This is a genomic window from Klebsiella sp. RHBSTW-00215 (assembly GCF_014103785.1).
Lineage (GTDB): Bacteria > Pseudomonadota > Gammaproteobacteria > Enterobacterales > Enterobacteriaceae > Klebsiella.
This window is the reverse complement of sequence record NZ_JABXQS010000001.1, coordinates 2635106-2647950: the sequence shown is the minus strand read 5'-3', so window position 1 is coordinate 2647950 and position 12845 is coordinate 2635106. Positions and strand designations below refer to the sequence as shown.

Annotated in this window: 15 protein-coding genes; 14 read left to right on the top strand and 1 reads right to left on the bottom strand. The window is 60.4% G+C overall.

Annotated features, from left to right (window positions below; genetic code table 11):
- The first annotated feature begins 1 nt into the window (after window position 1).
- From gspF to HV127_RS12535, 10 genes are read left to right on the top strand one after another with little or no spacing between them, the layout of a single operon-like run.
- Window positions 2-1210 (top strand): type II secretion system inner membrane protein GspF, encoded by a 1209-nt coding sequence (gene gspF / locus HV127_RS12580; RefSeq protein WP_182236413.1) that lies wholly within the window; start codon window positions 2-4, stop codon window positions 1208-1210.
- A 20-nt stretch (window positions 1211-1230) separates the two neighbouring features.
- The gene (gene gspG / locus HV127_RS12575) at window positions 1231-1653 is read left to right on the top strand and encodes a type II secretion system major pseudopilin GspG (RefSeq protein ID WP_182236411.1); all 423 of its coding nucleotides are present in this window, start codon (window positions 1231-1233) and stop codon (window positions 1651-1653) included.
- On the top strand, window positions 1653-2165 hold the full coding sequence (gene gspH, locus HV127_RS12570) for a type II secretion system minor pseudopilin GspH (RefSeq protein WP_182236409.1): 513 nt from the start codon (window positions 1653-1655) through the stop codon (window positions 2163-2165). Before gspG ends, gspH begins: the two co-directional genes overlap by 1 nt.
- Window positions 2162-2527: a type II secretion system minor pseudopilin GspI gene (gspI, locus tag HV127_RS12565; RefSeq protein WP_182236407.1), complete on the top strand. Its 366-nt coding sequence runs from the start codon at window positions 2162-2164 to the stop codon at window positions 2525-2527. The genes gspH and gspI overlap by 4 nt, the downstream gene beginning before the upstream one ends.
- Window positions 2524-3120: a type II secretion system minor pseudopilin GspJ gene (gene gspJ / locus HV127_RS12560; RefSeq protein WP_182236405.1), complete on the top strand. Its 597-nt coding sequence runs from the start codon at window positions 2524-2526 to the stop codon at window positions 3118-3120. The genes gspI and gspJ overlap by 4 nt, the downstream gene beginning before the upstream one ends.
- Window positions 3117-4097 (top strand): type II secretion system minor pseudopilin GspK, encoded by a 981-nt coding sequence (gene gspK, locus HV127_RS12555; RefSeq protein WP_182236403.1) that lies wholly within the window; start codon window positions 3117-3119, stop codon window positions 4095-4097. Before gspJ ends, gspK begins: the two co-directional genes overlap by 4 nt.
- Complete coding sequence (gspL, locus tag HV127_RS12550; protein ID WP_182236401.1) at window positions 4090-5286, top strand: type II secretion system protein GspL; 1197 nt, start codon at window positions 4090-4092, stop codon at window positions 5284-5286. The genes gspK and gspL overlap by 8 nt, the downstream gene beginning before the upstream one ends.
- Window positions 5279-5764, top strand: coding sequence for a type II secretion system protein M (locus HV127_RS12545; protein ID WP_182236399.1), 486 nt, complete (start codon window positions 5279-5281; stop codon window positions 5762-5764). Before gspL ends, HV127_RS12545 begins: the two co-directional genes overlap by 8 nt.
- Complete coding sequence (locus HV127_RS12540; protein WP_182236397.1) at window positions 5754-6512, top strand: type II secretion system protein N; 759 nt, start codon at window positions 5754-5756, stop codon at window positions 6510-6512. Before HV127_RS12545 ends, HV127_RS12540 begins: the two co-directional genes overlap by 11 nt.
- Window positions 6512-7312, top strand: a complete 801-nt coding sequence (locus HV127_RS12535) for an A24 family peptidase (protein WP_182240645.1) — start codon at window positions 6512-6514, stop codon at window positions 7310-7312. Before HV127_RS12540 ends, HV127_RS12535 begins: the two co-directional genes overlap by 1 nt.
- 181 nt (window positions 7313-7493) lie before the next feature.
- On the opposite strand, the gene hrpB is transcribed toward HV127_RS12535, so the two are convergent.
- Complete coding sequence (hrpB, locus tag HV127_RS12530) at window positions 7494-9923, bottom strand: ATP-dependent helicase HrpB (protein WP_182236395.1); 2430 nt, start codon at window positions 9921-9923, stop codon at window positions 7494-7496.
- A 72-nt stretch (window positions 9924-9995) separates the two neighbouring features.
- Between hrpB and thpR the strand changes: the two genes are divergently transcribed.
- The 4 genes from thpR to gluQRS all read left to right on the top strand — a co-directional run bounded on the left by thpR (window position 9996) and on the right by gluQRS (window position 12814).
- Window positions 9996-10532, top strand: a complete 537-nt coding sequence (gene thpR, locus HV127_RS12525; protein ID WP_139537010.1) for an RNA 2',3'-cyclic phosphodiesterase — start codon at window positions 9996-9998, stop codon at window positions 10530-10532.
- Window positions 10532-11248, top strand: a complete 717-nt coding sequence (gene sfsA / locus HV127_RS12520) for a DNA/RNA nuclease SfsA (RefSeq protein ID WP_110272508.1) — start codon at window positions 10532-10534, stop codon at window positions 11246-11248. The genes thpR and sfsA overlap by 1 nt, the downstream gene beginning before the upstream one ends.
- A gap of 164 nt (window positions 11249-11412) precedes the next feature.
- Window positions 11413-11868, top strand: a complete 456-nt coding sequence (gene dksA / locus HV127_RS12515) for an RNA polymerase-binding protein DksA (protein WP_110272509.1) — start codon at window positions 11413-11415, stop codon at window positions 11866-11868.
- A 64-nt stretch (window positions 11869-11932) separates the two neighbouring features.
- A complete protein-coding gene (gene gluQRS / locus HV127_RS12510; RefSeq protein WP_182236393.1) occupies window positions 11933-12814 on the top strand; it encodes a tRNA glutamyl-Q(34) synthetase GluQRS in 882 nt (293 codons plus the stop codon).
- Window positions 12815-12845: the final 31 nt, after the last annotated feature.

Here is a 12845-nt window from a genome sequence, read left to right as displayed (position 1 = left end):
GATGGCGCTTTTTCGTTACCAGGCCCTCGACGAAAACGGCAAAACCCGGCGCGGCGTTCAGCAGGCTGACTCCGCCCGCCACGCGCGCCAGCTGCTGCGGGAGCAGGGCTGGCTGGCGCTGGAAGTCGACCCGACAGCCAACGGCAGCAGCGGACGTCCACGCTTTATCCGCCGCACGAGCGCAAGCGATCTCGCCCTGCTGACCCGCCAACTGGCAACCCTGGTCGCCGCCGCCATCCCGCTGGAAAAAGCGCTCGACGCGGTGGCCCAGCAGTGTGAGAAACCGCAGCTAAAAACGATTATCGCCGGGGTGCGCGGCAAAGTGCTGGAAGGCCATTCCCTGGCGGAAGCCATGCGCGGCTATCCTGGCTGTTTCGACGCGCTCTACTGCGCGATGGTCGCCGCCGGGGAAGCCTCAGGCCACCTCGATGGCGTACTAAATCGGCTGGCGGATTACACCGAACAGCGCCAGCAGCTTCGCGCCAAACTGCTGCAGGCGATGATTTACCCCATCGTACTGACCTTTGTTGCCGTCAGCGTGATTGTGATCCTGCTCTCGACGGTGGTGCCAAAGGTCGTCGACCAGTTTATCCACCTCAAACAGGCGCTGCCGTTTTCCACCCGCCTGCTGATGGCGATGAGCGACCTGGTTCGCACCGCCGGTCCATGGCTGCTGCTGGTCATCGTGCTGGTCATTCTGCTGCTGCGCTACCTGCTGCGTCAGCCCGCAAAGCGGCTGGCCTGGCATAAGCAGCTGCTGCGTCTGCCGCTGATTGGCAGGGTCGCGCGCAGCGTCAATAGCGCCCGCTACGCCCGCACCCTGAGCATTCTCAACGCCAGCGCCGTGCCGCTGCTGCTGGCGATGCGCATCAGCGCAGAAGTGTTAAGCAATGCCTGGGCGAAGCACCAGCTGGAAGCCGCCAGCGACGCGGTTCGCGAAGGCGTCAGCCTGCACCGCGCCCTCGAAATGACCCAGCTATTCCCACCGATGATGCGCTACATGGTCGCCAGCGGCGAACAGAGCGGCGAGCTCAACGGCATGCTGGAACGCGCGGCGGATAATCAGGACCGGGAGCTGAGCGCGCAAATCCAGCTGGCGCTCAGCCTGTTTGAACCCCTGTTGGTGGTGGCGATGGCCGGAATGGTGCTGTTTATCGTCCTCGCCATCCTACAACCGATACTGCAACTCAACACCCTGATGAGTATGTAATTGTTCTAATGGAGAAAAATATGCAACGACAGCGCGGATTCACCTTACTGGAAATCATGGTGGTGATTGTTATCCTCGGCGTGCTCGCCAGCCTGGTGGTGCCCAACCTGATGGGCAACAAGGAAAAGGCCGACCGGCAAAAAGTGGTCAGCGACCTGGTCGCGCTGGAGGGGGCGCTGGACATGTACAAACTGGACAACAGCCGCTATCCGAGCACCGAACAGGGGCTGCAGGCGCTGGTCAGCGCGCCATCCGCCGAGCCGCACGCACGAAACTATCCGGAGGGCGGCTATATCCGCCGTCTGCCGCAGGACCCGTGGGGCGGCGATTACCAGTTGTTAAGCCCCGGTCAGCACGGACAGGTGGATATTTTCAGCCTCGGGCCGGACGGCGTCCCGGAGAGCAATGACGATATCGGCAACTGGACGATCGGGAAGAAATAGTGCGCCAGCGCGGCTTTACGCTACTGGAGATGATGCTCATTTTGCTGCTAATGGGCGTCAGCGCGGGCATGGTGATGCTGGCGTTCCCAGCTTCGCGTGACGATGGCGCGGAGCAGACGCTGGCGCGCTTTCAGGCGCAGCTGCGCTTTGTCCAGCAGCGAGGACTGCAAACCGGTCAGTTTTTTGGCGTCTCGGTGCATCCCGATGGCTGGCAGTTCCTGGTATTGCAAGCCCGTGAAAGCAACGATCCGACACCCGCCAGCGACAGCTGGAACGGATATCGCTGGCTACCGCTGCAGGCCGGGCGCGTCGCCACTTCGGGCAATCTCAATCAGGGCAAGCTGAACCTTACTTTCCCGCAGGGCGAGGTCTGGACGCCTGGCAACAATCCCGATGTGCTGATTTTCCCCGGCGGCGAAATGACGCCGTTCCAGCTCAGCATGGGCGATGCGCCGGGTATCGCGTTTAATGCCCGCGGCGAAAGCCTGGCCGAATCGCAGGAGGCGCAATGAAACCCCAGTCCGGTATGACGCTGATTGAAGTGATGGTTGCGCTGGTGGTGTTCGCCCTCGCCGGGCTGGCGGTGATGCAGACAACGCTCCAGCAAACCCGCCAGCTGGGACGAATGGAAGAGAAAACTCTCGCCAGTTGGCTGGCGGATAATCAGTTGGTGCAGCTACGGCTGGAGAATCGCTTTCCGGCGCTGAGCTGGTCAGAAACCACCGTGCAGGCGGCGGGCGTCAGCTGGCATATTCGCTGGCAGGGCGTGGAGACTGACCTTCCGCAACTGCGGGCGCTGGATGTCGAAGTCCGTCACAATAAAAGCGACAAGACACCGGTCTCTTCGCTACGCACCTATGTCACCCAGCTATGACTCAACGCTCGCGCGGCTTCACCCTCGTCGAAATGCTGCTGGCGCTGGCGATCCTCGCCGCGCTCAGCGTGGCCGCGGTGACGGTGCTGCAAAACGTGATGCGCGCCGATACGCTCACCCGTGATAAGAGCGGGCGCATGCAGGCGTTACAGCAAACCTTCAGCCAGATGGCGGCGGATTTCAGCCACATCATTCCCCGCCGCAGCCGCGACAGCGCAAGCCTGTTTTTTGCCGGACGCTTTCAATTGAGCAGCGATGACTGGGCGATGGCCTTTAGCCGCAACGGCTGGCCCAATCCGCTGGGGATGCTGCCGCGTTCGGAAATTCAGAACGTCAGCTATCGCCTGCGTGAGGGCCAACTGGAGCGTCTGAGCTATGACCAGCAGGACCCGTTGCCCGGCAGCCAACCCACGGTAACCGTAGTCCAGCGCGGCGTTCAGGCGTTCCGTCTGCGCTTTTATGCCAGCGGCCGCTGGCAGGATGAATGGCAGCAGTCGCAGACGCTGCCGCAGGGGCTGGAAGTCACCCTAAGGCTGGAACCATACGGCGAGATCAAGCGGCTGTTTCTGCTCACGTCAGGAGGCAGCCAATGAACAACCGCCAGCGCGGGGTCGCCCTGCTGATGGTACTGCTGATCCTCGCCCTGATGATGGTGCTGGCGAGCGCCATGACCGAACGCACTGCGCAGATGTACCAGCAAACCGCCACCACTCTCGATAATCTACAGGCCAAATGGTACGCGCTGGGGGCGGAAACCATGGCGGCGGCGCTGCTGCAACGCGACGCGCTCGATTCACCAAACCAAACCCATCTGGCGCAGAACTGGGCCCAGCAGGATCGCCGTTTTACGGTTAATGACGGCGAGATTTACGCCACGATTACCGACGCCCAGGCCTGCTTCAATCTTAACGCCATTAACCAGCTCAGCGGCGACGAAAACGCCGAAATGCCTTATCCCGCGCAGGTTTTTACCCGGCTGCTGGAAAACCTCGGCAGCGAACCCTTGCGGGCGCTACAGCTCACCGCTGCCCTGCGCGACTGGGTAGACAGCAATCGTGAGCCGCTGCTGAACGGCGCGGAGGACGAAGTCTATATGGCGCAATCGCCCGGCTATCTGACCGGGAATCAGCCGCTGCAGGATGTTAGCGAACTGCGCCTGCTGGTCGGGATGGACGCTGCGCTCTATCAGCGCCTGTTGCCCTACGTCTGTGCCCTGACGGACGACGTGCTACAGGTCAACGTCAACACCCTGAAGCCTGCTCAGGCCGCGCTGCTGGCGGCGCTCTTTCCAGCAGAACTCACCGTCCCCGAGGCACAGCAACTGCTGCAAACCCGCGCGTCGACGGGCTGGAGCAGCGTCGCCGCCTTCCTGTCGCAACCGACATTACAAAAAACCGATACCGCCGCCGCGCGTCCGTGGCTGGCGGTACACAGTGAACGCTTTATCGCCACCTTCAGCGTGGTGATGGGCAACGCCCGCTATCAACAACGTAGCCTCCTGCAAAAACAGGGGCGAACCTTCAGCGTCGTTCAACGGCGCTACGGAATCTATTGGGTAGCCGATGAATAACCACCAGACCTCTTCCGCCGCCGTGCTGATTATTCGCCTCAATCCTGATACCTCCACGGCAATATGGCGGCTGGTCGCGCCGGGAGAAGCGGCACAGACCGGAGAATGGCATCCTGATGATGGCGACCGGACGCTTAGCCTGCTGGCGCAGCGCTATCCGGTCTGGGTGCTGGTACCGGCCAGCGACTGCGCTTTTCACCGCGTCACTCTGCCCGCCGGAGCCATCAGGCGACCACAGCAGGCGCTGGCGTTTTTACTCGAAGAACAGCTGGCGACGGAGGTCGAAGAGAGCCACTTTGCCCTACTTCATCAGGACAAAACCGACTGCGCCGTGGCGGTGGTCGGACAGGAAAAGATGCGCGCCTGGCAGGCCTGGTGCGAGGAGCTTGGACTGAACGTACTGGCTCTGACCCCGGATATCCTCGCGCTGCCGCAAAGCCCAACCGGCTGGAGCGCCGTACAGTGCGGCGAGCAGTGGCTGTTTCGCTGTGATACATGGAACGGAATGGCGGTGGAAACCACGTGGCTCGACGGGCTGCTGGCCCACTGGCAAGACGTCGCGTCGATCGCGTGCTATTCACCGCCGCCGGATATCGCCGCACCGTGGCAGCCTCTCCCGCCGCTGGACCTGCTCCAACTGGCGGCGAACAATCCGGATGCCCGCAAGATCTGTTTACGCCAGGGCAATTTTGCCGCTAAACGCCGCCGTCAGCCGACGCCCCGGCGCTGGCGTCCAGCGATCGCCGCAGCGCTGGCGCTACTGCTGTTGTGGGGCGGAAACAGCCTGGACGATCACCTCGCCCTGGGGCGACAGGCCGATGCCGCCGTGCAGGCCAGCCGCGATTTTTACCGCCAGTGGTTTAAGGCGGAAAAAAACGTCATCAACCCAAGGCTGCAAATGCAACAGCATCTGCGCCAACTGGAAAGCTCAGGGGGGCAACCAGCGCTTATTTCCCGGCTCGGCGCGTTGCAAAAAATCATCGCTGAGACGCCGGGCATCCGCTTGCGCTCCCTGAGCTTTGACGCCGCACGCAACACGCTACAGTTGGAGATATCTGCAGTTTCATCACAGGCTCTGGAGCAGTTCAGCAATCGCGCACGAACGGGATTCCGCGTGCAGACCGGCGAGATGAAGCCGCGCGCCGACGGTATCGAAGGACGTCTGACACTGGAGGGTAACGATGCCTGACCTGCTCGACTTATGGCAACAACGTACGCGTCGTGAACAGCATCTGCTGCTGGGGATGGGCGCGATGCTGCTTATCGGCCTGGTGTATTACGCGCTATGGCAGCCGTGGCAAAACCGCGAGGCGCAATGGCGGCAAACGCTAGCCAGAGAGCAGGCTAATCTGCAGTGGATGCGTCAGCAAACGCCGCTTCTCCGGCAGCTTAGCCAGCAGAAACCGCCTATGGCGCAAGAAGAGCCATCGACGGTGATTATGCGCGAGGCCGCCCGCCACGGCATCACCATCGTTCGCCTGCAGCCGCAAGGGGCTCGCCTGAGCCTCACCGTGCAGCCCGCCGATTTCCAGTCGCTGATGTTATGGCTGGATGCGCTGGGACAGTCGGGGATGACAACCGCCACGCTGGCTGTCGCTGCTGTAGCGCAGCAGCCCGGCTGGGTTACCGTCAATGCGCTGGTGCTGGAGCGTAGTAATGAAAAATAAACTTATCATTGGCCTGCTGCTGGCGGCGGTATATCTCTTCTGGCTATTGCTGAGCGCTCCGGCGCGGCTGCTGACCCTGGCGCTGCCGGAAGGCGCACGGCTCTCTGAAACCTCAGGCACCCTATGGCAAGGGGAAGCCTGGCAGGCCAGCTGGCGCGGCGTTGAAATAGCCTATTTGCGCTGGGAGTTTGGCTTCTCGTCCTGGCTTCCCGGCTGGCATATCCGTTTTAACGACCCGTCCGGGCTGCGCGGCCAGGCCTGGCTGCACGGTCTGAACGAATTTGTGGTACACGAGGGGCGTCTCACGGTCCCGGCCCGTTTTATCAGCCAGCGATTAGCGTTCGGAATACCGCTGGAAGCCAGCGGTCAGGTGGTGCTGACATTACCTGAAGCCAGCTTTAACGCCAGCGGCTGCCAGCAGATTACCGGCGGTAATATACAGTGGCGGGATGCAGCGCTCAACTCCCCGGCAGGAGCGCTTGAACTGGCTCGCGTAGACGGCAAATTAAGCTGCACCCCAGCGGGCGCACTGGGTATTGCCCTAACCCAGGATTCTCATCAGCTTAGCCTCAGCGGACAAGGTTCTTTCACGCCAGACGGCCACTATACGTTTAGCGGGACATGGCAAACCCGCCAGGCGGCCCCGGCGCTGCTCAGCCTGTTGGCGGCACAAAATGCACGTAAAGATGAGCAGGGGCGCACGCCGTGGCAGTGGCAAGGGCAGTGGTTATCGCAGGGGACACGATGATGATAGAAAATATCACGCGGCTGGAGGAGTTTGCCGCACAATTCCCACTCGTCTGGAGCGGTTTTTTACTCCTTTTCGGTCTGACGTTCGGCAGCTTTTTTAACGTCGTTATACACCGCTTACCGCTGATGATGGAGCAAACCGAGACCGTTAATCTCTGCTTTCCTGCGTCGTTCTGCCCGCAGTGCCATCAGTCCATCGCCTGGCGGGATAATATTCCCCTTTTGAGCTTTCTGTGGCTGAAGGGGCATTCACGCTGCTGCGGACTACCGATATCGCGTCGATATCCTCTGGTAGAGCTGGCGACCGGCATGCTGTTTGCGTTGGTCGGATACCTGATGCCTCCGGGGATACCGCTGCTGGGCGGCCTGCTTCTGCTGTCGGTTCTGCTAATCCTTGCCGCCATCGACGCGCAAACGCAACTGCTGCCCGATCGGCTGACCCTACCGCTGCTATGGGCCGGGCTGCTGTTTAATCTTAACGATACCTTCGTGCCGCTGGCGGATGCGGTCATCGGCGCGATGGCCGGGTATTTGTCGCTATGGACGGTGTTTTGGGTATTTCGTCTGCTAACCGGTAAGGAGGCGCTGGGCTACGGTGATTTTAAGCTGCTGGCGGCGCTCGGGGCGTGGTCCGGCTGGCAGTGGTTGCCGCAGACGCTGCTGCTGGCTTCCGCCAGCGGTCTGGTCTGGACGCTGTTACAGCGGCTGGTGACCCGGCAATCGCTGCAACAACCGCTGGCCTTCGGCCCCTGGCTGGCGCTGGCTGGCGGCGGGATCTTTTTGTGGAATCAGATATAACCACATCAATCTTCCCGGTGGCGCTGCGCTGACCGGGCTACGGGTACAGTGCCGGTCTGGTAGCCCGGACAGGTGCGCCAGCGCCGCCTCCGGGAAACAGTGCGCAATCCAGCTTCAGGTTATCTTCCCGGTGCGCTGACCGGGCTACGGGTCCGCTGCAAACTGTGGGCCTGTCCGGAGATTACGAATACTTCTTGGTACGCCGGGTCGGGGCGGTATTGGCCGGATCGTCCGGCCAGACGTGCTTCGGATAGCGCCCTTTCATCTCTTTTTGCACCTCGCGGTAGCTCCCCTGCCAGAACGCGCCTAAATCGCGGGTGATTTGCAGCGGTCGTTGGGCGGGCGAAAGCAGCTCCAGCACCAGCGGCACGCGCCCCTGAGCTATAACCGGGGTCGTCGCCTCGCCAAACATTTCCTGCATCCGTACCGCCAGCGCAGGCGGGTTTTCATCATGATAGCGAATGGCGATGCGGCTGCCGGTCGGCACCGTGTAATGTGTGGGCAGCTCGCTATCCAGCTTCTGACGAAGCGACCACGGTAGCCAGTTTTGCAGCGCCTGACGCACGTCCAGCGCCTTGAGCGCGCGCAGCGAGTGAACGCCCACCATCTGCGGCAACAGCCACTCCTCAAGCGACTCCAGCAGCGATGTTTCATCAACAGCGGGCCACGCCTCTTCCGGCAGCCACTGCGCGGCGCAGTGCAGTCTCAGGCGCAGCTGTTCTGCTTCCGGGGTCCAGTTAAGCACGCTCAGGCCCTTATCCCGGATGCCGTTGAGCATCGCCTGATGCAGCTCCTCTTCCGAAGGCTTCGCCAGCGGCTGGGTCTTGATCACCAGTTGCCCGATACAAGTGCGTCGCCAGGCCTTCAGGGTGCCCAGCGCTTCGTCCCACTCGACGGTATCAGAACGCTGAGCCAACGCCGGACACTGCTCAATCAGCGCATGAATATCCACCGGCAGCGCCAGTAAAATCCGCGCATCCGGCGACGAACTGCCCTGCAATAATAGCGGCGCAATCAGCCACTCGTGACGGCCCAGCGCATCGTCAGCGTCAAGCATCGCCCCCATCCCGTTCGCCAGCTGGTAGCGCCCCTCCTGGCCACGACGATGGGCAATGCGGTCGGCAAAAGCCGCAGCCAACAGCGGCGCCATTTGCTCAGCATCGGGCTGACCACCGCGGGTCGCCAGCCGTTTCATCAACTGCTGCGCTCGCTGCTGCCAGTTGGTCTGTTGACGGGCAAACGCCGAGCTAAGGTCGCTATTACCGCCGCGCGGCGGCTCTTCCAGGATCGCCGCCAGCTTAGCCGCCGTCGCGACACCATCAGCATCTTCCGTCGCGGTCAGCATCGCCGCCAGGCGCGGGTCGCTACCCAACGCGGCCATTTTGCGCCCGTGCACCGAGAGTCGCTCGCCTTCCAGCGCCGAGAGCGCTGTCAGCAGGCGACGGGCCGCCGCCAGGTTAGCCGCAGGCGGCAGGTCCAGCCAGCTAAGCTGGGACGGGTCCTGACATCCCCACTGCAAAAGCTCCAGCAGCAGCGCCGACAGATCGCTTTGCAGGATTTCCGCATCGCCCTGCGCCGCCGCGCGCTCAGCCTGCTCTTTACCGATCAAATGCAGGCAGATCCCCGGTTCCAGACGTCCGGCACGCCCGGCGCGCTGGGTCATCGAGGCCTGGCTAATGCGCTGCGTGATCAGACGAGTCAATCCCGTGCGAGCGTCAAAGCGGGCGACGCGCTCCTGGGCGCTATCCACCACCAGCCGAATACCTTCGATAGTCAGACTGGTTTCAGCGATATTGGTCGCCAGCACCACTTTGCGCATCCCGGCAGGCGCAGGGAGTATCGCTCTGCGCTGCTCGTTCAGCGGCAGCGCGCCATATAGCGGACAGAGAACCACATCGTTCGCCACCCGTTCCTCCAGCCGCTCCTGCACCCGCAGAATCTCCCCAACGCCGGGCAGGAATAGCAGCATCGAGCCGCTTTCGCTGCGCAGCAGTTCTGCTGCGGCAATCGCCACCGCCTCGTCAAATCGCTGATGCGTTGGCAGCGGCAAAAAACGCCGTTCAACCGGAAACGCGCGCCCTGCGGATGTCACCGTTGGCGCGTCCGGCAGCAACTGTTGCAAACGCTCGTTATCCAGCGTCGCCGACATGATCAGCAGCTTGAGATCGTCGCGCAATCCCTGCTGCACATCGAGCAGCAGCGCCAGCGCCAGATCCGCCTGCAGACTGCGTTCGTGAAATTCATCGAGGATCACCAGCCCAACGTCGGTCAGTTCGGGATCGCGCTGGATCATCCGCGTCAAAATACCTTCCGTGACGACTTCGAGGCGCGTCTTCGGCCCGACGCAGGTCTCGGCGCGCATGCGATAGCCCACGGTCTCGCCGGGTTTCTCCCCCAGCAGCTCCGCCAGCCTTTGCGCCACGTTGCGTGCAGCCAGCCGCCGCGGCTCCAGCAGAATAATGCGTCCGTTGATTTTACCTTCCGCGAGAATTTGCAACGGCAGCCAGGTGGATTTCCCGGCACCGGTTGGCGCATTGAGCAGAACCTGCGGCGCATGCTGCAGGGCAGTGAGAAGTTCAGGCAGAACGGCGGCAACCGGCAATGAGGACACGAAGGGCTCCGGAGGTTAACATTTGAGGGCAAGCATTGTAGCATCCTGATAATTCATTACCGAGTCTCTATCATGTCCGAACCGAAAAGGCTGTTTTTCGCCCTTGAGCTGCCTAAAGAGGTTCAGCGGCAAATTGTTCACTGGCGCGCCGCCAGCTTTCCCGACGATGCAGGTCGACCGGTGGCGGCGGATAATCTCCATCTGACGCTGGCGTTTCTCGGCGAGGTGAGCACGGAGAAACAGCGCGCACTGTCAGCGATGGCCGGGCGTATTCGCCAGCCGGGCTTTACTTTAACGCTTGATGACGCCGGACAATGGCTGCGTTCACGCGTCGTGTGGCTGGGCACCCGCCAGCCGCCGCGCGGGGTGCTACAGTTGGCGAATATGCTGCGCGCTCAGGCGGCCCGCAGCGGCTGCTATCAAAGCCCGCAGCCGTTTCATCCGCATATCACCCTGCTGCGTGATGCGCGCCATGCGGTGCCTATTCCGCCGCCCGGCTTCAACTGGGCGTTTGCGGTCAACGAATTTGTCCTCTACGAGTCCAGCTTTAGCCGCGGGCGCACCCGCTACACCGCTCTGGAACGTTACCCTTTCGACAAGGAAAGCTGATGCAGTTCACTCCCCCGCTACAGTCCGCCATCTTAATTAAACGTTACAAACGGTTTCTTGCCGATGTTGTCACCCCCGATGGCCGTGAGCTAACCCTGCACTGCCCCAACACCGGCGCAATGACCGGTTGCGCCGCGCCGGGCGATACCGTCTGGTATTCCACATCGGATAATCCTAAGCGCAAATATGCGCACACTTGGGAATTAACTGAAACCGTACAAGGCGCAATAATTTGTGTTAATACTCTACGCGCTAATACGTTGGCGAAAGAGGCGATTCTGGCAGGAAACATTCCTGAACTTTTGGGTTATAACACGCTGAAAAGTGAAGTGAAGTATGGTTCTGAAAGTAGCCGCATTGATATTCTGTTACAGGCAGATTACCAACAAAACTGCTATATTGAAGTGAAATCGGTTACGTTGGCGGAGAAAGAATACGGTTACTTCCCCGATGCGGTCACCGAGCGCGGTCAGAAGCACCTGCGGGAGCTGATGAGCGTAGCGGCGGCGGGCGATCGGGCGGTAATTTTGTTCGCCGTACTGCATTCGGCGATCGACCGTTTCTCACCCGCGCATCATATTGATGCCAGATACGCACAGCTATTGATTGAGGCGCAAACCAAGGGGGTAGAAATTCTCGCATACAAGGCGGAACTTTCTACCGAAACAATGACTCTGAATAAGCCGATTACCGTGGTGTTAACCCCCGGTAAATAAACGGCTAAATAGTATTCTGGTCGCGAGCGCAAATACGCTTTTCCTCACAGGGTTGTCAAGTGTAACGTTTAGATAATTGCTATCCGGAAAAGCATCTGCTATTTATAGCGGCCTGATTTTTCCCCCTACACGGGGATCGATAGTGCGTGTTAAGGAGAAGCAACATGCAAGAAGGGCAAAACCGTAAAACATCGTCCCTGAGTATTCTCTCCATCGCAGGGGTGGAGCCGTACCAAGTAAAACCGGGCGAAGAGTACATGAACGAAGCCCAGTTGGCGCACTTCAGGCGCATTCTTGAAGCGTGGCGTAATCAACTTAGGGATGAAGTGGATCGCACCGTGTCGCACATGCAGGATGAAGCTGCCAACTTCCCGGACCCGGTAGACCGTGCCGCCCAGGAAGAAGAGTTCAGCCTGGAGCTGCGTAACCGCGATCGTGAACGTAAACTGATCAAAAAGATCGAAAAAACCCTGAAAAAAGTCGAAGACGAAGATTTCGGCTACTGTGAATCCTGTGGCGTCGAGATTGGCATCCGTCGTCTGGAAGCGCGTCCGACCGCTGACCTGTGCATTGATTGCAAAACGCTGGCGGAAATTCGCGAAAAACAGATGGCAGGCTAATCCACTTCGCTGGTGTATCTCCGGCGGGAGTTCGCTCCCGCCTTGATGCTTTATCAGTCACATCATGAAAGACTCACACTATATTGGGCGCTTTGCCCCCTCACCTTCTGGCGAACTCCACTTCGGCTCACTGATTGCCGCGCTTGGCAGCTATCTGCAAGCTCGGGCGCAGGGCGGTATCTGGCGCGTGCGCATTGAAGATATCGATCCGCCGCGTGAAGTCCCCGGCGCCGCCGCAACTATTCTGCGTCAATTAGAACATTACGGCCTGCAATGGGACGGTGAAGTGCTTTGGCAATCGCAGCGTCACGAAGCCTATCGTGAGCGTCTGGCCTGGCTGCACGAGCAGGGACTCTGCTATTACTGCACCTGTACCCGCGCGCGCATTCATGCCGTCGGCGGTCTTTACGACGGCCACTGCCGGGATTTACAGCTCGGTGCGCAAAACGCAGCCCTGCGCCTGCGGCAAACGCGGCCGGTTCTCGAGTTTTACGATCGACTGCGCGGTACTCTCGTTGCGGATGAGCCGCTGGCTCGGGAAGATTTCATTATTCATCGTCGCGATGGGCTGTTCGCTTATAATCTTGCGGTCGTGGTGGACGATCATTTCCAGGGCATCAGCGAAATTGTCCGCGGTGCCGATCTGATTGAACCCACGGTGCGGCAGATTTCGTTGTATCAGCATTTTGGCTGGCAGCCGCCGGACTATATTCATCTACCTCTGGCGCTAAATGCTCAGGGAAATAAACTGTCGAAGCAAAATCATGCTCCAGCGCTATCGCAAGGCGATCCACGCCCGGAAATTGTGCGAGCGTTAACGTTTCTTAACCAGGATGTCATTCAGGAATGGCGAGAGCTGAATATTGACGATTTACTCAAGCATGCGGTAGTGAACTGGCAGCCGGAGAAAATCCAGCATTCTCAAATGCGTTCTGCTGAGCTATGATTAGCCGCTATTTTTTTGTCCTGAAGTCCGT